Below are 25,954 nucleotides of genomic sequence, written 5' to 3'. Positions count from 1 at the left end.
TTATAATTGCGATTAAATTTTTTTGGCTGTTGTTTAATGCAATTTAATAAATCCTCCCTGACATTTTCTGTGCTTGCCATCATGGCAAGTACTGCCTATGCACAAACTGAAGTTGGTCTTGAACAGCATGCAGATACTCAGAAACTCCCCACCATTACGGTTCAAGCAGAAAATAATCAGCAGCCTTATGCAGCAAAAACAGCAAATGCTGTTTTAAGATCGAATACGCCTTTATTTGAAACAGCTCAGTCGATTAGTGCAATCGGTCAGCAACAGATTGAACAAAAGCAAGCGAAAACTGTGGCTGAGGCATTGGAAGGTGTGGCAGGGGTCACGTCAGGACAATATGGTCGCCGTGGGTGGGATGACTTTATTATTCGTGGGCAGATTTCAAGTTCGCAAACTTTTATTGATGGTCTACGGATACAGGCATCTGATAATGTTTTGCGTGCTGAAGATATTTCGGGTTTAGAATCCATCGAAGTAGTCAAAGGACCAACTTCCGTAGGCTTTGGACTTGCCTTGCCTGGAGGACTGGTAAATTTAACGACTAAGCGTCCACAAGCTGAAACAGCCTATAAAGCAACACTGAGTTATGGAAGTTATGGTTTAAAAGAAGGGACATTTGATCTTAACTATGCACCCAATAATAGTGCAAAAGGTGCTTTTCGAGTTGTCGGACGAGTATCTGATCAGGATGACCCTACAGATCATGTTTATTTTAAAAATCAATATATCGCACCATCTTACAATTTTGACTTAGGTGATAAAAACGATCTTTCTGTCATTGCCAGTTATCAACATCGTGAATATATTCGTCAACAAGGTATTCCATATAGCAAAGGCAATTATAAAAACTATCCATCAAGCCTATTTTTTGGTGAACCTGATCATGGTTATGATGTTGGTGTTTATCGTCTCGGTGCAAATTATGCCCATTATTTTGACAATGACTGGGTGTTTAAACAGAACTTTGCCATTACTAAAACAGATACACAGGGTAATCCGATATTGGCATCGGGAAGCAATACATTACCAACAATTAAACGTGCAATTAACAACCAAGATAAACAGGACTTGAACTATACCTTAGACAACAATTTGCAACGTAATTTTGATCTTGGAAAGGTCAATTATGATGTGATGATTGGGGTCGATATGATGCGTGAACGAAGTGATTATGCACGTCGAACAGATACCATTAATGCTTTTAATGCAGATCGTCCTGTCTATGGAATCACCAGCACAAAATTAGGTTCGCCAACTCAAGCATTGACTTATAGTCAGTACGCAGGGCTCTATCTCCGCAATACCATTAAGGTGGATGATCATTGGATTATCGGGCTATCAGGTCGTCATGATTGGACACAAATCGAAATTGAAAATGTTTTAAAAAATACCAGCACTAAGAATTCAGATCGTGCATTTACTGGTAGTGGTTCAGTGATGTATCGTATCAATGATATGTTTGCTCCTTACATCAGCTACTCTACTTCATTTATGCCTGTGACCGATGTAGGAGAAAATGGACAATTACTGAATCCTGAAAAGGGTAAACAAGCCGAGGTTGGTGTTAAATTACAAGCACTTGATCAGCGTTTACAAGGTTATGTTGCCTATTATGATTTAACCCGCAGAAATGTCACAGAAACAGATGCTTCAGGAAATTTTTCGATTCAAACAGGTGAACAAGTCACTAAAGGGTTTGAAGCTGAAATAGCAGCAGCAATCACCAATCAATGGAATATTTCAGCGAATTACAGTTATATCCCAACGGCAAAAGTGACTGAAAGTGTGATCAGCAGCGACATTGGTAAGCGTAGTAACCATGTGCCTAAAAATGCCAGTTCATTGTCAACTCAATATTATTTTAGTCCAGATAAATTAGGTTGGAATATTGGTGCTGGCATTCGTTATCAAAGTTCTCGAACTGCACAACGTAATGCTGACTTCGTCTATCTACCAAGTTATGCATTATTTGATGTCAATGCAGGATATGAGGCTAAAAATTGGGGTGCAGGGCTGAGTATTAAAAACTTATTTGATCGAGAATATCTAGCTGGAACGACACCGAATGCTCAATTGGTCAATTGGGGTGATCCAATGATGGTGCGCTTGAATGTGAAGTTTAAGTATTAAATAAAAGGCTATTTTCTAAATATAACGCATTATTTTAGTATTCAACTCAGTGGGTATACCTAAAACATATACACACTTTGTATTTGAGCATTCAAAAATTTAGTTAGCCTGTTATAAAAATATTTTTTGATTGAGTTATACATTGATTTTTGGAACATTTGAATGAACACCATTTTCAATTAAACATTGTCGTAAAATACTAAATGTAAAAGTCATATCTTGTTCTTGAACACAAGCAAAACCAAGTAATAACCCTTGCTGAATAGGTGTATGAGTACCTGAATAATATTGTGAAAGTGGACGAACATTAATACTGCGAGAAAGTGCTAATCTGCAGATTTCAACATCATTCGCATGTTCAGGTAATTTAAGAACCAAGTGTAAGCCTGCATCATGATTATATTCATGTAAAAATTCTTCACCTAAATAACGATGAATCAGTTCAATCAGGTATTTGTGCCTTTTAGCATAAAGTAAACGCATACGACGAATATGTGCAGCATAATGACCTTCAACAATAAATTCAGCCAAAGCCTGTTGTGTCAATAAGTGTCCTCCCCGATATAGTTCTGCTGATATTGTTCGGAGGGGATGTACAAGTTGTTTAGGAACCACCATATAACCAATACGTAGAGCGGGATAGATCGTTTTACTAAAGGTTCCTATATATATGACGGGTGTATTTTCTTCTAAACCTTGCAATGAAGGATAAGGCTGACCTGAAAAGCGAAATTCACTGTCATAATCATCTTCGATGATCCAGCTATTGTACTTCTTTGCGATATCCAGCAATTTTCTTCGTCTCGATAAGCTTAAATGTGAGCCTAATGGATATTGATGTGAAGGCGTAACAAAAATCAATCGAGGAGTGATCTGGGGTTGTTCTTTCGGGATAATCCCCTCAGCGTCTACAGGAATTGGGGTAATAGATAAGCCATTGATACGAAGAATGTTTTTTGCACCCCAATAACCTGGATCCTCAATCCAAACCTCATCGTTCAAATCACACAAGGCACGAGATATAAGATCAACAGCTTGATGAATACCTTCTGTAATAATAATTTGATCAGTTTCACAATTGACTGAACGAGCAATCTTTAAATATTCAGCAAGCGCCTGTCGCAATTCAATACATCCACCTGCATTACTATAGATCAAATTTGAGATTTCAGGCTGGCGACTGAGGCGTGATTTAATACGATTAAATTCAACATGTGGAAATTCAGTGACATCAGGTACACCAGGAACAAAAGCACCCCATTGATAAGGGGATGCAGCTGCATGTTCAAGTAAGCCTACAGCACGGTCAGAAAGTGTAAAATTTGGCTCAATTTTGGCTGTTGAGATGGAAGTAGGTGTTGAACCAACCTCAATATAGTGATCTGGTAAGGTTTCAGATACCCAAGTTCCGCGTCCGGTATGCGCTTGTATATAACCTTCAGCTCGTAATTTTTCATAAGCATTTAATACAGTATTACGTGAAACATTAAGTTCATTTGCTAAATCGCGTGAAGCTGGAAGGCGAGTATTGGGTGAAAGAACGCCTTCTAAAATAGCATCTCTCAAACAATTAAAAACTCGAGTGGGTAACGTACCTTCACAGGTTTCTTGTAAATGTTGTAATAGATAGTCTGCTAATAGCGTATGCAATTGACTCTCTCCTTGAGCCCTAAAATGGTCTCTTTATTTGTTATAAAAGATACGCATTAATTCAAAATTATGCATTTGCGTGTTATTTCCATATCGTTTGTTTAAAGCTATTTAAATGCCGAATATTTTATTATTTTTATAATACAGCCATTAAATGGATACATAGCATATTGCAATAAATGTTCGTAAACAGCAAGCAAACTCTGGTAGTGTTGAAATAATACATTATCCAAGTCATCTAATTTTGCTGTTTTTCTATTTCATTATTGAGTACATAATTGGAGCGCTTTAACTGGCTTATCTTTTTGATGGTTTAAATGGTACCCATTATTTAATTAAATTGGTTCTCGGTTTTATTTTTAAATGAACGAAAATAAAAATTCAAAATAATTATCGACTCAAGGAATAAGTCAATGATAAAAAATACAGTGATGCTTGGGGTTTTCGCATCAACAATTGTCTCAAGTCTTAATGCCAAAGCGATTGAGGATAAGATATTAAAAGATCAGTTTGTGATCAGTGGCTCACTTTCATTTTTAACAGAATATTATTGGCGAGGAGCAACGCAAACACAAGGTAAACCTGCAGTTCAAGGTATTCTAAGAATGGATCATGATACAGGTGTATATGCACAAATTTTTGCATCAAATATACAGCTTGGAATTGGAAGTAGTTTAGAGTTTGATTATTTTCTTGGATATAATTATTCACTCAATGATCACTTAAAATTAAATTTACAGTATTTGGATGTGAACTATCCTGGCAAAGACAAAACTTTGCCACAGGTGGATTTTGAGGAATATTCACTCGGGTTAGCTGCTTCAGATTTATTGCGTAGCGATGATCAACTGGACTTTTCGTTTTATTATTCACCTGACTACACTTTAGAAACGGGGAAAATGTTACGTTACGAAGCGGGTTACCGCTTTCCAATCAATTCAAAGTGGGGAACTTATACTCAAATTGGATATAATAAATTTTCCAGTCTAGATGCGTATGCACGACTTTGGGACACGGATAAAAAGAAATATTTTTACGACTATAAAGTTGGAGTTGACTTAAGCTTTCAGAATTTTATTTTTGATTTGTATTATGCTGATGCAAATATAAATAAAGCTTTATCAAATGCAGATTCTACTGTGGTATTTAGTTTAAGTAGGATGTTTTAAATGGGTGATAAATTTAATATGTTTTAAAAATAATGATTTTATTTGCAATCTTATGGGTTAGTTAATTTTATATTTTTGTGTGAAAAATGACTCAAGAATGGGTTGGTTTATTATAAGATTATTTTAATTTGTTATATTTTTTCAACAGTATTTTATATGCTAAATAGTCTTTTAGTGCCAGTTAATTACACGTTTGTAATATAATTTTTTTTGCTTGTTATTTTTAAATTGGTTCCTAAAAATGTAATGGAATTGGTACTCGTTTTTAATCTAATTATCTTTCAAAGTACATATTAAGCTAATTCTAAAAATATTTAAAAAGGATGAATAAAAAATGAGAGTAAATGCAGAGCGATTATGGCAAATGCTGATGGAAATGGCAAAAATTGGCGCCACTGACAAAGGTGGAAATACACGTCTTGCACTGAGCGATCAGGATATTTCTGGACGAAACTTACTTTTAGAATGGGCAAGAAAAATTAATCTTTCAGTACATTATGATGAAATAGGGAATCTAATTTTACGCCGTTCAGGTCAAAATGATGAGCGATTGCCCATTGTAATGGGAAGTCATTTAGATACTCAACCTAAAGGTGGACGTTTTGATGGTATCTATGGTGTTTTAGCTGGAATGGAGGTATTGCAACGGCTTACAGAGGAGAACATCACAACATCTCATCCGCTTGAACTTATCGTGTGGATGAATGAGGAAGGGGCGAGATTTACACCAGCGATGATGGGCTCAGCGACATTTGTTGGAATATTACCTAAACAACAAGCCTATGATACGACTGACAAACATGGTATCTCAGTATATGAAGAGCTCATACGTACCCAGCAATTGGGTAAATATCCGTTGGCGCGCCCATTTCAAGCCTATTATGAAGCCCATATAGAACAAGGACCAGTGTTAGAAAACAATCAAATTGCAATTGGTGTTGTGACTGGTGGACAAGCGATTCTTTGGTTAGATGTCGAGACCAAAGGTAAAGCTGCGCATGCAGGCACCACGCCTATGAATATGCGCAAAGATACCATGGTGGGTACTGCTGAAATGATTGTTGCATTAGAGCAACATATTTTAGAGAAGTTTCCACAAGGCTTAGTGACCTTTGGTGAAATGCAAGTTGCAAACTCTTCACGCAATACTATTCCGGGGCATCTTCAATGGACCATTGATTTACGTCATCCAGAGGATGACATATTAAAGGCAATGGAAGTTGCAACGCGTAACATCTTACAGTCATTCGCTATTCAAAGAGGCTTAGAGCTTCGGATTTCACAGCATTGGCTCAGTCCAGCCACTTATTTTGATGCTATGTGTGTTGGTACGGTTCAAGATGCAGTAGATCAACTGGGTTATAGCCATCAACCGATTGTCAGTGGTGCAGGTCATGATGCAATTAATATTGCAAAACATTGCCCAACCACCATGATTTTTATTCCTTGTATTGGTGGTTTAAGTCATAACGAAGCTGAGGATGTGCATTTCAAAGATGCAAGCCAAGGAGCTGATGTTTTACTCAATGCAATTCTAAATTATGACCAAAAGTGTGCAGGATCAATGCGACAAAAACAAACAGAAGCAATTTAACAATTCTAACAAGACGCAAAATGTAAGAAATACAGGATTTTAAAACGAAGTATTTTGATGAAAAAGGATAGATCATTATGAACTCTAAATTACCCGTTGCAATCGATATTCAAGAGATTTGGCAAAAAGATAAAGATCATGTGATTCACCCATGGACAGATTTTTCGACCTTTCAAGATGAAGGTTCTTTAATCATGTCTAAAGGTGAGAATGCTTATGTATATGACGCTCATGGTAATAAATACCTTGATGGTATAGGTGGATTATGGTGTGTCAATATTGGATATGGTCGAAAAGAAATTGCAGATGCGGTTGCCGAACAAATCATGCAATTGCCTTACTATTCACCATTCGGTCATCAAACAACAGTACCCGCTGCAAAACTTGCCGCAAAGTTGGCTGAGTTGGCACCTGGAAATTTAAATCATGTCTTTTACGGCTGTGGTGGTTCAGTCGCAAATGATACGGCGGTGCGTTTAATTCACCATTATTTTTATCAAATTGGCAAACCTTCTAAGAAAAAATTGATTGCTCGTAAAGATGCTTATCATGGCAGTACTTATATCAGTATGACACTTACTGGAATCGAAGCAGACCACGTTGGATTCGAAATTCATAATGAACTGGTTCATCACGTTTCGTGCCCAAATCCATACCGCAAGCCAGCATCACAGTCGATGGAAGATTTTTGTGATGAAAAAGTCAAAGAATTAGAAGATACAATTTTAGCGTTGGGTCCAGATAATGTCGCAGCTTTCTTTGCTGAACCTATTATGGGAGCAGGGGGAGTAATTGTCCCGCCAGAAGGTTACCACGTTAAAACCTTGGCTATTTGTAAAAAATATAATGTTTTATATGTCTCGGATGAAGTGGTTACTGGATTTGGTCGTCTAGGTCATATGTTTGCTTCTGAAGCCGTTTTTGGCATTGTCCCAGATATTATTACCTGTGCAAAAGGTTTGTCTTCAGGATATTTGCCTTTAGGCGCGACAATTATTTCAGATGAAATTTATGATGCGATAAGTAAACCACATCATGACGGAGGATTATTAACGCACGGTTTTACTTACTCAGGGCATCCTGTCAGTTGTGCAGCTGCGCTTAAAAATATTGAAATTATTGAAAATGAAAATATTTGTGAACATGTCCAAGATATGGGCTGCTACTTCGAAGAACAATTGAAGACTTTAGATGATCTAGAAATTGTAGGAGAAGTACGTGGTAAAAAATTCATGATGTGCATAGAAAATTTACGTGATAAGCAAACTAAAGAACTATTTGATCGTTCTGTAGGTGTGGGGAAGCGTATTGCCAATCATTGTCAAAAACTCGGTTTAATTGTACGTCCTGTAGGACATATGAATGTCTTATCACCGCCATTAATTTTAACACGCGAACAAGTTGATTTTATTGTGCAAACTCTACGACGAGCAATTCAAAATACGATTCAGGAATTAAAGTCTGAAGGCTATTTATAAATATATCGTTGTTTTTCAATTTTATTGGTCGATCAACCTGTCCAAAGTGAATGTTGATCGCCCAATGTGAACATGCTAAAGAAGTAGCGCGAAAAACGTAAAAAAACAACTAATTGAATGATTTATAGTTTTTAAAAAAATACCAAAAAGTGAATGCCTAAAAGTGTATCGAAAAATGGAGAGTCAGCAGATGCAGAATTATATCAATGGAAGGTGGCAAAACACCACAGGAACATCAGAAATTGAACTGATCAATCCCTGCAATGAACAAGTGTTAATGCGCTATTTCACTGCTTCGACACAAGATGTAGATGCTGCTGTATTAGCCGCTCATCAAGCGTTCCATAGTTGGAGTTTGACGACACCTTTAGAAAGAGCAGGTTGGTTAAACAAAATTGCGAACCAACTTGAAAAAGTACAATCTAAATTGATTGAACTTTCACATTTAAACAACGGTAAGTCATCTGAACAGGCACGAGTTGATGTTGAAAACAGTATTCATTGCTATCGCTATTACGCAGATTTAGTTCAAAAAATAGCATTTAGCCAAATTACGCAGTGTGAAGATGAGACTGAATTGATCCATCAAAAAAATCCAATAGGAGTTGTTGCACTCATCACTCCATGGAATTTTCCTTTAATTACCAGTGCATGGAAAATTGCGCCTGCACTTGCTGCTGGTTGTACTTTGGTTTTTAAGCCATCTGAGCTTGTTCCTTTACCTGAATATGAATTCACAAAGATGCTAGATGAAATCCAGTTTCCACAAGGTGTCTTTAACTTAATTTTAGCTGATGCGGTTGCTGCACAACATTTAGTTGCCCATGATGACGTTAATAAAGTCTCGTTCACTGGAAGTACAGAAGTTGGGATACATGTTATGCAGGCAGCTGCTCGATCAGTCAAACGTGTCACTTTAGAACTTGGGGGAAAATCACCCATTTTAATTTTACATGATGCAGATTTGGATGAAGCAGTAGATAAAGCATTAGGCGGGATGTTTTATAACAGTGGTCAAATGTGTTCAGCTACTTCGCGTTTATTGGTACATCAGTCAATTGCAGATCGCTTTTATCAAAAGTTCAAAGCAGCTGTTGAATCCATGACTCTAGGAGCTGATCTCGTTGGACCTTTGAGTATGGGACCAATCACCACGCAGAAACAATTGAACAAGATACAAGAGTATTTAATGATTGCGCAAAATGAAAAACTGCAATCTTTAATTGATTTGAATCAAATTCAGTTGCCGAAATTAGGATTTTTTATCAAACCTCATGTATTTATCGATGTGCCTACAGAAAGCAGACTTTGGAAAGAAGAAATTTTTGGACCCGTAATCTGTTGTCGAATTTTCGAAAGTGAAGAGGAGGCAATCAACTTAGCCAATGATTCAGATTTTGGTTTGGCTGCGACCATTATAACGGGTTCAGTTGCGCACGGTAAAACGCTTGCTAAGCGACTACGTTCAGGTCACATCTGGATTAATTCTTTTCAAATGATTCAACCCAACTCGTTATGGGGTGGATTCAAAAAAAGTGGTATTGGTCGAGAACTTGGAGAGTCTGGTCTCAGCGGTTATTTAGAAGAAAATGTGATCACAATTTAGTTTTTTAACACGTACCTGATTGAGAAAAGGACTTCTCTTTCAAGTACTCGATAGTCAATAAAAATCTACAAAAAGTATTTGCACGAATACAGGAGAAATATGCATGGAAAGCGAGAATAATCATAGAGGGCTTTCACTTTGGCAAGTCGTTGTAATCGGTGTGGCCTATATGGCACCCGCAACAGTGTTTGATACCTTTGGTATCATTTCAAGAGTCACTGAAGGTCGTGTACCTTTAGCTTATATGTTGGCATTGATCGCAATGTTGTTAACGGCTTTTAGTTATGCCCGTTTTAGTCGGTCTTCGCCAAAATCAGGTTCAGCCTACACTTATACCACTGAAACTTGTGGTAAGACGGCAGGTTTCTTTGTAGGGTGGTGCTCACTCATCGATTATCTATTGATTCCCCTCGTCAATGTTTTATTGGCATCATTTTATCTCAATGCCTTGATACCAGACGTATCTTACACGGGATGGGTGATCATCATGGTGGGACTTCTCACCTTGATTAATAGCTTTCGCATTAATATTCTTGCGAATTTCAGTTTTGTATTCATTGCTGCAACACTTTCAATGATGTTGGTTTTTATCTTTTTGGTTGTAACTGGGATTGGCAAATCAGAGGGGTATAGCAGTGTGATGACTTTAAGACCGCTTTTTAATGGTCATTTTGAATACCTGACCATACTGACCGGTGTTTCTTTGGTGTGTTTTTCTTATTTAGGTTTTGATGCGGTATCTACGTTGGCACATGAGAGCAAGAACCCAACCAAGACGATTCCTAGAGCAATTATGCTCACCACGTTATTGGGTGGTGTTATTTTTATTACAGTTTCATGGTTTGTTCAATTGTCATTTCCATCACTTGAGCAATTTAAAAAGCCAGATGAAGCATTACCTGAAATTGCTTTGTATGTGGGTGGTGTACTCTTTCAGTCAGTATTATTGACAGTACAAATTATGAATGCCTTTGCTTCAGGTTTGGCATCGCATGCCAGTGCTTCACGTTTGCTCTATATCATGGGGCGAGATGGAGTATTCAATAAAAGGATATTTGGTTCGGTAAATGCAAAATTAGGTACACCACTATATTCAATATTTTTTGTGGGTATTGTTTCTTTATTGGCAATTGTTATTGATTTAGCAACAGCTGTCAGCCTAGTGAGTTTTGGTGCATTAATCGCCTTTACCATGGTGAACTTTTCAGTATTTATGAAGTTTTTTGTGCTTCGTAAAGAGCGTGCAGGATTTAAAAACATTTTCTTGAACTTATTACTTCCTATGGCTTCAGTGTTGTCATTATTAGGATTGTGGTTGCATTTAGAAAAATCTGCATTGGAATTCGGTGCAATGTGGTTAGCTGCAGGAGCTTTATTATTGCTTTATAAAAAGTTGAGAAAGCAACCGATTTCTTTTGGTGCAACCACCTAAAATACTCAAACCTAACACTTCGAAAGATTTAAAAATGAAAATTGAATTAGATGAATCATTATTTCTAAGGATGAAATTGTCGTGGATAAACAAAATATGGAACACAAAATAAATACACCGAATCAAGATGGTTTTTGTATGCCAGGCGAATGGGCTACTCAACAAGCTGTATGGATGATTTGGCCATACCGTACAGATAATTGGCGTGCAAATGCTCAACCTGCGCAACATGCTTTTTCCCAAGTTGCGAAAGCAATTGCTCAAACAACGCCAGTTTTTATGGCAGTTCCAAGGGCTGAAATGTATAAAGCACGTGACCTCCTAACAGATCAGGTGGTGCTTGTTGAGATGGAGAGTGATGATGCATGGGCACGTGATACTGGTCCGACAATTGTGAAAAACATACAAGGTGAAAGGAAAGCAATTGACTGGGTATTTAATGCTTGGGGAGGAGAAAATGGAGGGTTATATTGCCCTTGGGATCGAGACCAGTTAATTGCAAGAAAAATTGCTGATATACATGGTTTTTCCACATATCCAACGCCTTTAGTGCTTGAAGGTGGTGCAATTCATGTTGATGGGGAGGGCACACTTTTGACTACAGCAGAATGTTTGTTACATCCAAATAGAAATCCTCATCTTAGCCACCATGAAATTGAGAAAATATTGACAGAATGTTTAGGTGTGACCCATTTTATCTGGCTACCTTTAGGTGTTTATAATGATGAAACGGATGGGCATGTCGATAATATGTGCTGTTTTGTTCGTCCTGGAGAAGTTGCTTTACATTGGACAGATGATATAAATGATCCGCAATATCTTCGTTCAGTTGCAGCATTAGAGGTGCTTAAAAATACCAAAGATGCTCAAGGAAGAAGCTTAAAAGTTTGGAAATTACCAGCACCCGGTCCACTCTATACTTATGAAAGTGAAACGATTGATATCGAAAAGGGAAATGCAATTGAACGTTTTGAAGGAAATCGTTTGGCTGGTTCTTATGTGAATTACTTGATAAGTAATCAACAGATTATTTTCCCGTTACTCGACCATAGGACTGATGAACAAGCGAAAGTGTTATTTCAAAAGATGTATCCTGACTATCTCATTACTGGTGTTCCTGCACGAGAAATTTTATTAGGTGGAGGAAATATTCACTGTATTACCCAACAGATTCCAGCTTAAAACTTATTGGAACAGCTATATCATTTTCTGATATAGCTGTTATTTCAGCATATAAATTTATAGTTAAAAACGACTTCGTTGTAGCGGTAATTCTATACATTCAATTAATAATATTTTTAGATGAAGTATTACTTTCTTTTCCTACACATTGAACAGCAATTGCTTTAATTTGTGATTGATCCAATTTTAAATTTTCCCACGCACACATCTGTTGCAATATCCATTCAAAATCTTCAGCTTTGGGTGCATCTTGCATTCCAAAAGATCGAATAATATTTTGAATCTTATAAAAGGCTTGGGTATGAATCAAATCAGAACAATTAAAACGGATAATTTCACTGCGTTCTAACATATCCCAGACCAGTTGTAGAGATTCAAGTGATCTCAAGTCTTGTTGTGCTTGTTGAATTGCAACTTCAAGTGCATGTAACGTATGAGGATGTGTTTGTGCCCATTCTTGCGTCGTTGCTAAAACTTTGTCTGCAACTTCAGGAATAATTTGCTTGCTTTCCGCAATGACCAGACCATGACCTTGAATTTGTGCTTGAATATTCCAAGGCTCACCAACACAAAAGCCATCAATCAGTTGAGTTGAAATGGCATCAACCATATAAGGTGGGGGGAGTGTTAACAATTGATGTGTTTTTGCAGTGTCTAAATCTGCCAAAGCTAACCATTCTCTTAAGCAATAGTGGTGAATAGACTGTTTAAATACATGCGCCAATTGGATTTGATGACCTTGTTTGATTGAATCAACAATTTTCCTTGCAGACTGTTGTGGTGTGTCTTGAGCAGAGATGTCTAAATCATAACAGAGCTTTTGACTCAAACTGATAAATGCGCGATTGGTGCTGAGTACTAATGTGCTTTGTAAAGGAATTCCCAATTGATCATTGCCTGTTGCAGCGGCTGGAAGCATTGCCGATAAACAATGTGCTGCATCTAAAAGACCAAAAGCCAAACGGTCACGCAGACTTGCCCAAGATGGCTCTTTGACCAATGTGACATTTAAACCTTGCGCCGTGAAATAGCCTTGATGCTGTGCCCAAAGGATTGCGGTACAGTCCAATAGTGGAATATAACCTAATTGAATATCAGTTTTTTCAAGTGCCTGCATAGGTTATTCCTTAAATTGGGATTGAAGCAACGCTTGAGCTTCAATTAATTTTCGTGCCATTTCGCCCATTGTCATGCGATGACTCATGGCATTTTTACGCAATAAACTGAATGCTTTTTCCTCTTCGATTCGATGCATGTGCATCAACATTACTTTGGCTTTTTCAATGTCTTTACGGTCTGCAAGTTTGCATTTGGTCTCGTTTAAATCTTTGAGCAATTTTTTGTGTTTTTTAAATTGTTCGATTGATATCTCTAAGATACTTTCTAATTTTTCAGGATCGATTCCATCCACGATGTAGGCAGTTACACCTGCTTGAATGGCACTTTTTATGGTGTCTTTTTGCGAATTTTTGGTAAATAAAACAGTTGGTAAATCAAACTGACTGACGCAACTTTCGATGATGTCACGATGAGGATGATCCATATCGAGCAAAATTACATCAGCATGTAACTGTTGTAAGTCTGTACTATTTAAATGGTCAATCATTAGGCAAGCAACAACCTCGAAGCCATGTTCGATTAATGATGATCTGATAAAAGATGCGCGTTCTATATCATCATCAATGAGTGCAATTTTTAATTTTGACATGCAACGACTTGAGTGTGTCTAGACATAAAGATTGACTCAATGATAAGCAATTAAGATGCCAATTCTTTTACAGCACTCTGACTTGTTTATGGATGATGGATTGGTTTGTGGATGATGAATTGGAAAAAGGGAAAAATAAAATGCACTCTATTGAAGCAAATTGCATTCTAAACATGCATGTGCAATGAATATAAAGGGGAGATCAGTGTTTAGGTCTTTATATTTTAATTCTGAAGTCATGATTATTTTTATTTAATAAAACCTAAAGGAATTAAATTAAATTTAAAAACAGTGATTTAAAAATATTGGCACGAACTATGCTTATATCTGAGCAAGTCAAAGAAGACTTTCAAAATTTGTAAGACGGCCAACGACGTCCGTTCTGATCGTTACTGATATGCCTTGTGCATAGCAGCAACTTGTATGCGTTCAGTTCAGGAGATCGAAGCTATGTCTTCAAATTTAGATGCTAAAAAAGCAACAAAAATTAATCTGTTTAGTTTCAGCAGCGCAGCAATGCGAGCCTTCCATATGAGTTGGCTCGCTTTTTTTGTCTGTTTTTTTGCATGGTTTGCCTGTGCACCTTTAATGCCTGTGATTGCGGGTGAATTTCATTTAACCAAAGATCAAATCGCCAATATCAATATTGCTGCTGTTGCCATCACTATTTTAGTCCGTCTGATCGTTGGACCCTTATGTGATAAATACGGTCCACGTAAAACATATACGGCATTGTTGATTATCGGCAGTATTCCAGTTTTTGGTGTAGCTTCTGCAAATAGTTATGAGTCCTTTTTATTCTTTCGATTATTGATTGGTGCAATAGGTGCCAGTTTTGTCATCACGCAATACCACACCAGTATCATGTTTGCCCCAAATGTCGTAGGTACAGCAAATGCAACAACTGCAGGTTGGGGAAATGCAGGTGGTGGTGCAACTCAAGCATTGATGCCGTTGATGCTCGCTGCATTGGTCATGTTTGGTGTAGAGCAAGCGATGGGGTGGAGAGTTGCACTGGTTGTACCGGGTGTGCTGATGCTGATTGTTGGGGCGATGTACTGGAAGTTCACGCAAGATGCACCACAAGGGAATTTTAAAGAACTCCGTGCACAAGGGCTACAGGTTGGCAGTGATAAGAAAGGCGGTATGGCGATTTTAATACATGCTGCAAAAAACTATCGAGTGTGGATCTTATTTGGTGCTTATGCAGCATGCTTTGGGATAGAAATTTTCATTCATAACATTGTCGCAATGTATTACGTAGACCATTTTAAATTTGGTTTAAAAGAAGCAGGAATGGCGGCAGGTATTTTTGGTTTATTGGCACTCTTTGCACGTGCTTTCGGTGGCATTGTTTCAGACAAAGTTGCGACCAAGAAAGGTTTAGACGGGCGTACGAAAGTGCTGTTCGCCATGATCTTGATGGAAGGTGTTTTTCTCATCGTGTTTTCACAAATGAATACAGCGATATTAGCGATTCTTGCAATGACAGTATTTGCTTTATTTACCCATATGGCTTGTGGTGCAACTTATGCGCTGGTGCCATTTATTGATCGTGATGCATTGGGTGGTGTTGCTGGAATCATTGGCGCTGGTGGAAATGTGGGCGCAGTCGCAGCGGGTTTTTTATTAAAAGGTATGTTGGATATTCAAACCACATTGATGGTATTGGGCGGTTTAGTGGTGATCGCTGCGAGTTGTGTGTTGATGATTCGCTTCTCAGTTGAACATAAAGAGAAAGAGCAAAAGTTATTTGAAGCCGCTGTACTTGAACGCAATAGCATGGAACAAAATGCGACCACAAGTATTAAACACAACAGTGCGGCTTAATTGAGTCACAAATAACAAAAGCAAAAGTGAATTGAGGAGAATGAAGATGAAACTTGTCATGATTGGTCATGGAATGGTTGGACACAAATTTATTGAATCTGTGTTGGAACATGCGGGTGATGAAATTGAAATTACGATTTTGGCAGAAGAACCACGCCTCGCTTATGATCGGGTGCATTTAACAGAATATTTCACTGGAAAATCAGCAAAAGATTTAACCCTTTGTCGCACAGACTTTGCTGATGCTTATGGCATAGATCTTCGTTTAAGTACCAAAGCCATCGCAATTGATACAGTTAATAAACGTATCACCACCAATCAGGGAGATGTCATTGCCTATGATAAATTGGTACTTGCCACAGGTTCTTATGCATTTGTCCCACCTATTCCGGGAAATGAACGCGAAAACTGTTTTGTCTATCGAACCATTGATGACTTGGATGCAATTCGAGCAGCGAGTTTAAATGCCAAATCAGGTGTTGTTATTGGTGGTGGTTTGCTTGGTCTTGAAGCAGCAAAAGCTTTAAGAGATTTAGACCTTGAAACGCATGTGGTTGAGTTTGCACCTCGTCTCATGGCTGTTCAAATTGATGATTTAGGCGGTAAGGTTTTACGGGCAAAAATCGAAAATCTGGGTGTAAAAGTACATACCCAAAAAGCCACTTCTGCGATTGAAGCAGGTCAAAACAGCACGCACTTGATGAAATTTGGTGATGGCTCTGAACTTGAAACAGACATTATTTTATTCTCAGCAGGAATTCGCCCACGTGATGAATTAGCCCGTCAAAGTGGTTTAGTGTTGGGGGAGCGTGGCGGTATTGTGATTAATGACTATTGCCAAAGTTCCGATCCGGACATTTATGCGATTGGTGAATGTGCATTATGGAATAACAAAATTTATGGTTTGGTTGCGCCTGGTTATGATATGGCACGTATTGCAGCCAAACACGTGATGCAACAAAGTTGTGGTGCCTTTGCTGGCGCAGACATGAGCACCAAGTTAAAACTGATGGGAGTAGATGTTGCATCCGTAGGCGATGCGCATGCCATGACACCGAGTGCTTTAAGCTACTTCTATGCAGATGAAGATGCGATGGTTTATAAAAAAATCGTCGTCAATGCTGAGAAAACACAATTATTAGGTGCGGTACTGGTGGGCTGCGCCAAAGAATATAATGATTTATTGCAAATGATGTTGAATGGCTTGGCTGTTCCAGAAAATCCAGAAAGCTTAATCATGCCGGGATATGCTCAGTCTGCTGCTAAAGCAGGCGGGAGTGGAGTCGATCTATTGCCTGATAGTGCCACTATTTGTTCGTGTAATAACGTATCTAAGGCAGATCTATGTCAAGCCATCGCTGATGGCTCGACTTCATTAGGCGCATTGAAAAAATGCACCAAAGCTGCAACGGCATGTGGTGGCTGCGCACCTTTAGTTACACAAGTTTTAAAATCAGAGTTACAGCGTCAAGGCGTCACAGTCAATAACCATCTTTGTGAGCATTTTGCTTACTCCCGTCAAGAGCTGTATCACTTGGTTCGGGTCAATGAAATTAAAAGCTTTGACGATTTGATTCAACAGCATGGACATGGTTTGGGCTGTGATATTTGTAAACCGACAGTCGCCAATATTTTAGCTTCTTGCTGGAATGATTTTATATTGAAAGCAAATCATGCAGGACTACAAGACAGCAATGACTATTATCTGGGAAATATCCAAAAAGACGGCTCTTATTCTGTCGTACCACGTATGGCAGGTGGTGAAGTAACGCCAGATGGTTTAATTGCCATTGGTCAAATTGCCAAAGAATATGGTTTATATACCAAACTGACAGGTGGACAACGTGTTGATATGTTTGGTGCGCAAGTGCATCAATTACCTGAAATTTGGCAAAAACTGATTGATGCAGGTTTTGAGTCTGGACATGCCTATGGAAAGTCATTACGAACAGTAAAGTCATGTGTCGGCAGTACATGGTGCCGCTATGGCGTGGATGATTCTGTAGGTTTAGCGATCTTTCTTGAGAACCGCTACAAAGGCTTACGCTCACCACATAAATTAAAAATGGCGGTTTCAGGCTGTACCCGTGAATGTGCTGAAGCACAAAGTAAAGATGTAGGAGTGATTGCAACTGAAAAAGGTTGGAACCTCTACGTCTGTGGGAATGGTGGAATGAAACCACGTCACGCTGAATTACTGGCTTCAGATTTAGATACGCAAACTTTAATTCAATACATTGACCGATTCTTTATGTTCTATATCCAAACAGCCGATCGTTTACAACGTACTTCAGTGTGGCGTGACAATATGGAAGGTGGTTTGGATTATCTAAAAGATGTGGTGATACATGATTCTTTAGGCATCGCGACAGAATTAGAGCGCCGTATGAGTCATGTGGTTGGAACTTATCAAGATGAATGGCGCACTGCAATTGAAGATCCTGAAGTTCGTAAGCGTTTTGTGACATTTATCAATGCCAAGTCGCAACAACAACAAGACCCACATATCCAATTTGCAGAGGTTCGTGGACAAATTCGCCCTAAAACACAAGCGGAACGAGATCTTAGTCGTATTGCTGTAGTTGAAGCTTAAAGATAAGGGAGAGTCTCATGACAATTTTAAAAGAAATGAATGAATTAGATTGGTTGGATATTTGTGCTTTGGACGATATCACACCGAATACTGGTGTCGGTGCTTTGTTGAATGAGCAACAAGTGGCAATTTTTCGTGTAGGGAATGAAAAGCGAGTATATGCGCTCAGTAATCAAGACCCATTTAGCCAAGCATTTGTAATGTCACGTGGAATTATTGGAGATATTCAAGGTGAGCGTGTCGTAGCTTCACCCATCTACAAGCAACATTTTAGTCTCGCCACAGGACGTTGTTTAGAAGACAAAGACCAAAAGTTGTTGGTCTTCCCAAGCAAGATTGAAGATGGTCGAGTCTGGATTAGCCCAACGCCACAAAAAACCTATATCACTAACAATGGCATGACTCAGGAAAAAATGAAGCTGGTTTTGATTGGCAACGGTTTAGCAGGGATGCGTTGCTTAGAAGATCTGTTGGATATGGCACCTGAGCGCTACGAGGTCACGGTGATTGGTGAAGAACCATGGGGGAACTATAACCGAATTATGCTGTCACCTGTTTTATCGGGAGATAAAACGATAGAAGACATCATGTTACACCCACATGCATGGTATGCCGATAAAAATATTCGTTTCATCGCAGGTGATCCAGCCGTGCGTATAGATCGCCCTCGTAAGAAGATCTACACCCAAAAAGGTTTAATGGTGGATTATGATCGTTTGATTTTGGCCACAGGCTCTAAACCATTTATCCCACCTGTTCAAGGTGCTGATCTCAAAGGAGTATTGAGTTTTCGTGACATTTATGATGTCAACAAAATGCTTGAATATTGTCAGTCCAAACGCAATGCGGTGGTGATTGGTGGTGGCTTATTGGGCTTGGAAGCTGCTTATGGATTAAAACAACGTGGCATGAATGTCACAGTTTTACACTTGATGGATCGTATTATGGACCGTCAATTGGATGCCAAAGCCAGTCAAATGTTGCAAACGGCAATCGAGCAAAAAGGTATTTCAATTATCACGCAAGCCAATACAGAAGAGCTGTTGGGTGAAGATGGTCATGTCAGTCAAGTGTGCTTAAAGGATGGCACGATATTGGCTGCTGATTTGGTTATTTTTGCCGTTGGTATTCGTCCAAATATGGCTTTAGCACAAAGTGCAGGATTACGTTGCAATCGCGGTGTGTTGGTCAATGACACCATGCAAACCTATGACCCGAGTATCTATGCTGTGGGAGAGTGTATTGAACATCGCCAGCAAACCTTTGGTTTGGTTGAACCACTATGGGGGCAAGCCTTTATCTGTGCATCACATTTGGCAGAGCATGGCAGTTTGACTTTTAAAGCACCCACTGTTCCAACTCAACTTAAAGTCAGTGGTTGTGATGTTTTCTCCGCTGGACGTATTGATATCGAAAATAGCCAAGAGAATGAGGGCTTTGAAGATATTGTGTTGAATGATGAAAAACGACAAATCTATAAACGCATTATTATCCAAAAAGACCATGTTGTGGGTGCGGTGTTATTTGGAGATACAGAAGACGGTGCATGGTATGCAGAGTTGATTGCAGATCAAACTCCGATTTCTGCAATTCGCAATAAGTTGCTATTTGGGCGAGATTTTGCATTGAAAAAAGCAGGCTAATTTTATTCATGATTTTATCCCACTCACGCTGTATATGCCCAGCTCAAGTGTTGTTTAAGGCAATTACAGCATTTAACTTTTCTGATTTTGAATACTTCGTTGTGAACGAATGGTATTGATCCAGTCAAGTTATAGCGTGGGAATGAAAACCTCTAAAAATTGTTAACTCCATGCACAAGATAAGGAGTACCGCAGAAATGAATAGTATCCCTGTCGTGGAACTGCATAGCTCTACAGAAACTAACATCAAAATCACCCACACCACATGTCCTTATTGCGGTGTAGGTTGCGGTGTGAGTGCGACAGTTGAAGAGACTGCATTTGGGCAAAAGCTGTCTGTTGCAGGAGATATCGATCATCCATCCAATTATGGAAAACTTTGTATCAAAGGAAGCAATCTCGCTGATACAGTTGGTTTGGAAACACGTGTTTTACACCCCATGCTTGGAGGTGAAACAGGACGTCAAGAGAGTGACTGGGATACTGCAACTGATTTGATTGCAGATAAATTTCAACACTATATCCAGCAATATGGGCCCGAAAGTATTGCATTTTATGTCTCTGGGCAGTTATTGACTGAAGACTATTATGTGGTCAATAAATTTGTTAAAGGTTATTTGGGAACAGCCAACATCGACACCAACTCAAGGTTATGCATGTCTTCGGCGGTTGCGGCACATAAACGTGCTTTTGGTGAAGACTTAGTACCTGCCAGTTATGAGGATTTTGAACATACAAACATGGTGGTGTTGGTTGGGTCAAATACGGCATGGTGTCATCCTGTGTTGTATCAACGAATCATGCAAGCTAAAGAGTGTAGACAACAGCAACAAGATGATTTATTTGTGGTGGTCATTGATCCACGGTTTACCGCAACATGCGAAGCAGCTGACTTACATCTACCAATTCAAATTGGACAAGATGTCGCACTGTTTAATGGGTTACTCCAATATTTATATCAACATAACTATACCGATACCGAATTTGTAAATGCCCATACACAAGGGTTGAACGAAGCATTACAAAGCGCTGAAACGGAATCAAGCTTAGAAAATGTTGCGAGAAAAACAGCAATTTCACAGGAAAAATTACAGTTATTTTTTGAAAAATTTGCACACACAGAAAAAGTGATGACGCTTTTTTCAATGGGCGTTAATCAATCCTCTCGAGGTGTGGACAAAGCCAATAGCATCATCAATTGTCATCTGTTGACTGGAAAAATTGGAAAGTTAGGTGCAGCGCCATTTTCGATGACGGGGCAACCAAATGCCATGGGTGGACGTGAGGTGGGGGGACTTGCCAATATGTTGGCAGCACATTTGGATTTGGAGAATCCTCTTCATCAACAATTGGTACAAACATTTTGGAATAGTCCAACGATTGCTCAACAGGTGGGTTTAAAAGCAGTAGATTTATTTGAGGCAGTTGAACAAGGGAAAATTAAAGCCATTTGGATTATGGCAACTAATCCTGTGGTGAGTTTACCCAATGCAGATCAGGTTAAACGTGCTTTAACTCAATGTGAGTTTGTGGTGGTATCCGATATATGTAAAGACACAGACACTACAGCATTTGCAGATGTGCTTTTACCTGCTTTGGGGTGGGGAGAAAAAGATGGAACAGTGACCAATTCAGAACGGCGTATTTCAAGGCAACGGGCTTTTTTAGCAGCACCTGAACAAGCAAAAGCAGATTGGTGGTCTGTGTCGCAAGTGGCAAAAAAATTGGGTTTCTCAGGATTTGATTTTGAAAATAGCCATGAAATTTTTAAAGAACATGCACAGTTATCTGCATATCAAAACCAAAGACTGTCATCTCGTTCAGAGACCGGCACATTTCGATATTTTAATTTGGCAGGTTTAACTGGACTTTCATTTCAGCAATATCAAACGCTTGCACCAGTACAGTGGCCTATTTTGGATTCAGAACATCAGCAGGATGTTGGTCAATTATTTTCTTCTGGGCAATTCAGCCATATCAATGCACATGCCAAATTTATTGCCACAACAGCGATTGATCCAGTGCATTCAACAACACATGAATATCCTTTAATTCTCAATACAGGGCGGATTCGTGATCAGTGGCATACCATGACTCGCACAGGTCTTTCTGCAAATTTGTCTAGCCATAAGGCAGAACCTTTTTGTGAAATCCATCCTAATGATGCATTGAAGTATGGGGTGAAGGACGGTGAACTGGTTGAGATCAAATCCGCATGGGGCTTGTGTGTTTTAAGAGCGATACTGAGTGACAAAATTCGCCGTGGACAAATTTTTGCACCAATCCACTGGAATGATCAGTTTGCATCAGATGCACGGATTGGAAAAGTGGTCAATCCAGTTGTTGATGCCATCTCAGGAGAGCCTGAATTCAAGCATACTCCAGTGATGATTCAACCATTCTATACACAATGGCAAGGCGTGTTTTATGTACGAGTGGGTTATGAACATCTGGTTCAAAACAGTATCGAAAGTACAGTTTGGTGGACCAAAATTAAAACCACTCAGGCGATACGTTATGAATTGGCAGATCGGCGTCGTTTTGAGCAAATTACCCAGCATTTAAAGCAGCTTTTACCTTTTCAAGATGAAAGCTTTGAATGGCTGAATTTAGAAGATCAAACCGCACATATCAGTCATAGTGTAGTGTTAAAAGATGGTCGCCTGATTGCGAGTTTATATATCGCACCAAAAGCTTTATTACCTGATCGGGACTGGATTGCCAGTTTATTTAAGCGTGAACGACTCAGCGCAATGCACCGAAAAGCACTTTTGGCAGGACAAGCCATGTCGATAGCAAATAGTGATGGTTCACTGGTTTGTAGTTGTTTTAAAGTGGGTAAAAATCGAATTATTGCCACCATTAAAGAAAAAAACATCCAACATGAAAAACAAGTAACTGCATGCTTAAAAGCAGGTGGTAACTGTGGTTCCTGTCTACCTGAGATACGTGGACTGATTAAAGCCTGTCAAGCGGAGGCAATAGAATGAAAAAAAATAGTGCAATAACAACAAAGCTGTCGACATACCCTCAAACTGATTTGGTGATCCTTGCCGGTGGTCAAGCAAGACGTATGAATGGAATAAATAAGCTTTTACAAAAGTTTGATGATCAAATTCAGTTGCTAAAAATCCATCAACAACTGAAACATCAAGTTGCACAAGTCTGGGTCAACAGTCATCGTGATTATTCGATTTATCAAAAACTTATTCCCAATATTTATTGCTATCAAGATGATGAAAGAGGCTTTTTAGGTCCTCTCATGGGAATGAAAAGTGCGTGGTCTTATGTGAAATCTGACTATGTGTTGTTTGTGCCCTGCGATGTGACATTTGTTCCAGTACAGGTGGTTGAGAAATTACATCGGGCTTTAGCACGAGTCCCGTTGGCAGAGGTGGCTTATGTTGAGTTCAATGGCAAAGCGTTATACCCATTCTGTCTGTTAAAGCGTAGTGCATTCGCCATGATACGCACTCATCTTGAACAGGGACAGCGTAGTTTAAAACAATGTTTTAGTGATTTGCACGCTCAAAAGGCAGCTTTTGAAAATCATGCACTATTTTTTCACAGTATAAATTCTTTAGATGAGCTACAGCAATATCGCCAGTTAAAACTATTGTATTAAAAAATAGATTATTGTTTGAAATCATTGGGTTAGTTTTTAGTAAAAAACAACAACAGTGGTTTTATTTTAAGTTCGCTTCGCAATGATCAAAGTTGGAACACTTTTTGCAATTTTAAGCTTAAGAAAATAGCGCAAATTTCAAGTTCAAGAACATTTTGAACTTAAACAGTGCTTCAAGGGATGTGTGTATGAATGCAATGACACCACATAAACAGAATACTGCCTTTATCGACCAACATGGTCGCATTAAGCGTAAGCTTCGAATTTCAGTAACTGATCGCTGTAATTTTAAGTGTGTTTATTGCATGCCTGAACATCCTAAGTGGATCAAAAAACATGATTTACTCAGTTTTGAAGAGCTGTATGTTTTTTGCGAATTTATGGTGCAGCGTGGAATCGAGCATATTCGTATCACAGGTGGAGAACCGTTGATGCGTCAAGGTGTAGTACATTTCATCGATGAATTACAAAAATTGAAAAAGCTGGGTCTAAAAAGAGTTTCGATGACCACCAATGCTTATTATCTTAAACAACACGCAGTGCAGTTAAAACAAGCAGGACTTGATGATTTAAATATCAGTCTAGACAGTTTGCAACCTAACCAATTTAAAGATTTGACCAAAAAAGAATTATTGCCTGTACTTGAAGGAATTCGTGTTGCACAACAGGTCGGATTAAAAATAAAGATCAATGCGGTACTCATCAAAGGTAAAAATGAAGATCAAATTTTACCTTTGGCACATTGGTCGATTCAAAATAATTGCGTCGTGCGTTTTATAGAATTTATGCCTTTAGATGGTGTAGGACATTGGACACAATCAGATGTTGTGAGTGAACAGTATATCTTAGCGCAATTAAAGCAAGATTTTGAAGTCAGCTTACAACAGGGGCAATCCTCTGAGCCTGCTCGACAATATTTAATTAATGGTTATCCGATTGGGATTATTTCAACCATCACTCATTCATTTTGTGGTACTTGTGATCGTGTGCGTCTGACAGCTCAAGGCGATTTCTTCAATTGTTTATTTGCCCCTCAAGGTATTGCCCTCAAGGCACAGATTAGAGCATTACAACAATCATCAGCTCGGATGCATCCAACATATTTCGCTCAAACACCTTCGGTGCAAACCATATCTTTTGCGGTACACGCTAGATTGCCTCAACGCTTTACTTTTTTTCCTAAGACTTTCAATTTACAGTCTAATTTACAACTTCAACAGACTCTGACTGATTATATTTGGCAGAAAAAAAGAGGTTTTCATGATATCGCTCAAGAAGCAAAGTTAGATCACTCCCCATCCCGAAAAATTAGCATGTATATGATTGGAGGCTAATATGTTGAATTCTTCCGTTCTTTCTAAAACAGCAATAGACCATGATTCAAAGCAATCATCGCCAACGATTGAGATTAAAATTGAATGTTTTGGTGCGATAGAACGTTTATTACCTTCAGATTTAAGTCTGCAAACTAAATCTGGAATGACAATCTCAGACATTTTAGATGACTTAATATGCCGTTATCCCAAGGCAGAATCATTGCTTGATCGTTGTGCCTGCGCGATTGGTGAAGACATTATTCCACGTCAAACTTTATTAGAATCAGACAGTATCGTGGTTTTACTGTCTCCAGTGGCTGGAGGTTGATATGCATACTTTTAAACATAGTCTCAAACAATTTAACCGTATTCAGGATTCAGCACTGCACCTAGAAAGTTTTGACCCGATTCAAAATTTTCCTGAATGTGGTGGAATTGATTTTTTTATTGGAACTGTGCGGAATCATCATGAAGGTAAAGCGGTTAAGTCATTAAAATATACTTCCTATGCGCCTGTTTCTGAAAAAATGATTCGTCAAATTGAACAAGAAATCCAACAGCAGTTTGCTGTGCCTTATGTTCGAGTGATCCATAGGGTTGGGACTTTGGATATTGGTGAAAAAGCCATTATTGCAGTGGCTTATGCAGCACATCGTCGTGAAGCTTTTGCTGCGTGTGAAGAAGCTGTAGAGCGAGTAAAACATGAAGTTCCTGTGTGGAAAGAAGAGTTTTATCAAGATGGAAGTAGCCAGTATGTTGCAGGCTGTTGTATCCGTAAGGACTATGTAGGATCAAGTCAAGTTTCACATAATGAATCTCACATGCAACAGCATTGTGAACATCAACATTCAGCACATAAATCATTGCAGTCAGATCGTGAGCAAAACGCTGTAATGAATAAGACCTGTGAACAGACTATTTATCAATGGCATATGTAAAGCATATTCAGCACAACACGATTTGCCTTGGAAAATATCGCAATAGAAGGA

18 protein-coding genes are annotated in these 25,954 nt (G+C 38.8%); 15 read left to right on the top strand and 3 right to left on the bottom strand.

The annotated features are described in order from the left end of the window. Positions 1-36: 36 nt before the first annotated feature. Entirely contained in the window at positions 37-2,139 is a 2,103-nt protein-coding gene (locus AAV97_RS19735) for a TonB-dependent siderophore receptor (RefSeq protein WP_046761510.1), read from the top strand. Between the two features lie 135 nt (positions 2,140-2,274). Here the strand turns inward: AAV97_RS19735 and AAV97_RS19730 are convergent, their stop codons facing one another. Continuing rightward, the gene (locus AAV97_RS19730; RefSeq protein ID WP_046761509.1) at positions 2,275-3,789 is read right to left on the bottom strand and encodes a PLP-dependent aminotransferase family protein; all 1,515 of its coding nucleotides are present in this window, start codon (positions 3,787-3,789) and stop codon (positions 2,275-2,277) included. A gap of 413 nt (positions 3,790-4,202) precedes the next feature. Between AAV97_RS19730 and AAV97_RS19725 the strand changes: the two genes are divergently transcribed. The 6 genes from AAV97_RS19725 (at position 4,203) to aguA (ending at position 12,250) form a co-directional block, all read left to right on the top strand. After that, positions 4,203-4,958 carry a TorF family putative porin gene (locus AAV97_RS19725; RefSeq protein WP_046761508.1) on the top strand — a complete coding sequence of 252 codons (756 nt, stop codon included), beginning with the start codon at positions 4,203-4,205 and terminating at the stop codon, positions 4,956-4,958. Between the two features lie 334 nt (positions 4,959-5,292). Next, a complete protein-coding gene (locus AAV97_RS19720; RefSeq protein ID WP_046761507.1) occupies positions 5,293-6,552 on the top strand; it encodes a Zn-dependent hydrolase in 1,260 nt (419 codons plus the stop codon). 77 nt (positions 6,553-6,629) lie between these two features. After that, on the top strand, positions 6,630-8,030 hold the full coding sequence (locus AAV97_RS19715) for an aminotransferase (protein WP_046761506.1): 1,401 nt from the start codon (positions 6,630-6,632) through the stop codon (positions 8,028-8,030). Positions 8,031-8,220: 190 nt separating this feature from the next. After that, positions 8,221-9,636, top strand: coding sequence for an aldehyde dehydrogenase family protein (locus AAV97_RS19710; protein WP_046761505.1), 1,416 nt, complete (start codon positions 8,221-8,223; stop codon positions 9,634-9,636). A 103-nt stretch (positions 9,637-9,739) separates the two neighbouring features. Next, positions 9,740-11,068, top strand: a complete 1,329-nt coding sequence (locus AAV97_RS19705) for an APC family permease (RefSeq protein ID WP_046761504.1) — start codon at positions 9,740-9,742, stop codon at positions 11,066-11,068. A 96-nt stretch (positions 11,069-11,164) separates the two neighbouring features. Continuing rightward, positions 11,165-12,250 (top strand): agmatine deiminase, encoded by a 1,086-nt coding sequence (aguA, locus tag AAV97_RS19700; RefSeq protein ID WP_046761595.1) that lies wholly within the window; start codon positions 11,165-11,167, stop codon positions 12,248-12,250. Positions 12,251-12,350: 100 nt separating this feature from the next. Here the strand turns inward: aguA and AAV97_RS19695 are convergent, their stop codons facing one another. After that, positions 12,351-13,367: an ABC transporter substrate-binding protein gene (locus tag AAV97_RS19695; RefSeq protein ID WP_046761503.1), complete on the bottom strand. Its 1,017-nt coding sequence runs from the start codon at positions 13,365-13,367 to the stop codon at positions 12,351-12,353. Between the two features lie 3 nt (positions 13,368-13,370). Continuing rightward, on the bottom strand, positions 13,371-13,958 hold the full coding sequence (locus tag AAV97_RS19690) for an ANTAR domain-containing response regulator (RefSeq protein ID WP_046761502.1): 588 nt from the start codon (positions 13,956-13,958) through the stop codon (positions 13,371-13,373). 450 nt (positions 13,959-14,408) lie between these two features. On the opposite strand from AAV97_RS19690, the gene AAV97_RS19685 reads away from it, so the two are divergent. The 8 genes from AAV97_RS19685 (at position 14,409) to AAV97_RS19650 (ending at position 25,903) form a co-directional block, all read left to right on the top strand. Further along, on the top strand, positions 14,409-15,788 hold the full coding sequence (locus AAV97_RS19685; protein WP_042085968.1) for an MFS transporter: 1,380 nt from the start codon (positions 14,409-14,411) through the stop codon (positions 15,786-15,788). Between the two features lie 46 nt (positions 15,789-15,834). Further along, the gene (nirB, locus tag AAV97_RS19680) at positions 15,835-18,381 is read left to right on the top strand and encodes a nitrite reductase large subunit NirB (protein ID WP_046761501.1); all 2,547 of its coding nucleotides are present in this window, start codon (positions 15,835-15,837) and stop codon (positions 18,379-18,381) included. Between the two features lie 17 nt (positions 18,382-18,398). Continuing rightward, positions 18,399-20,024: a nitrite reductase small subunit NirD gene (gene nirD / locus AAV97_RS19675; protein ID WP_046761500.1), complete on the top strand. Its 1,626-nt coding sequence runs from the start codon at positions 18,399-18,401 to the stop codon at positions 20,022-20,024. Positions 20,025-20,221: 197 nt separating this feature from the next. Next, a complete protein-coding gene (locus AAV97_RS19670; protein WP_046761499.1) occupies positions 20,222-23,014 on the top strand; it encodes a nitrate reductase in 2,793 nt (930 codons plus the stop codon). Continuing rightward, positions 23,011-23,649: a molybdenum cofactor guanylyltransferase gene (gene mobA, locus AAV97_RS19665; RefSeq protein ID WP_046761498.1), complete on the top strand. Its 639-nt coding sequence runs from the start codon at positions 23,011-23,013 to the stop codon at positions 23,647-23,649. Before AAV97_RS19670 ends, mobA begins: the two co-directional genes overlap by 4 nt. 188 nt (positions 23,650-23,837) lie before the next feature. Continuing rightward, positions 23,838-24,983, top strand: a complete 1,146-nt coding sequence (moaA, locus tag AAV97_RS19660) for a GTP 3',8-cyclase MoaA (RefSeq protein WP_046761497.1) — start codon at positions 23,838-23,840, stop codon at positions 24,981-24,983. Position 24,984: 1 nt separating this feature from the next. Then, positions 24,985-25,293 (top strand): MoaD/ThiS family protein, encoded by a 309-nt coding sequence (locus AAV97_RS19655; RefSeq protein ID WP_081409773.1) that lies wholly within the window; start codon positions 24,985-24,987, stop codon positions 25,291-25,293. Between the two features lies 1 nt (position 25,294). Further along, on the top strand, positions 25,295-25,903 hold the full coding sequence (locus AAV97_RS19650; RefSeq protein ID WP_046761496.1) for a molybdenum cofactor biosynthesis protein MoaE: 609 nt from the start codon (positions 25,295-25,297) through the stop codon (positions 25,901-25,903). Positions 25,904-25,954: the final 51 nt, after the last annotated feature.

Source organism: Acinetobacter sp. Ag2 (assembly GCF_001005515.1).
Taxonomy (GTDB): domain Bacteria; phylum Pseudomonadota; class Gammaproteobacteria; order Pseudomonadales; family Moraxellaceae; genus Acinetobacter; species Acinetobacter bereziniae.
This window is presented reverse-complemented; position numbering and strand designations above follow the sequence as displayed.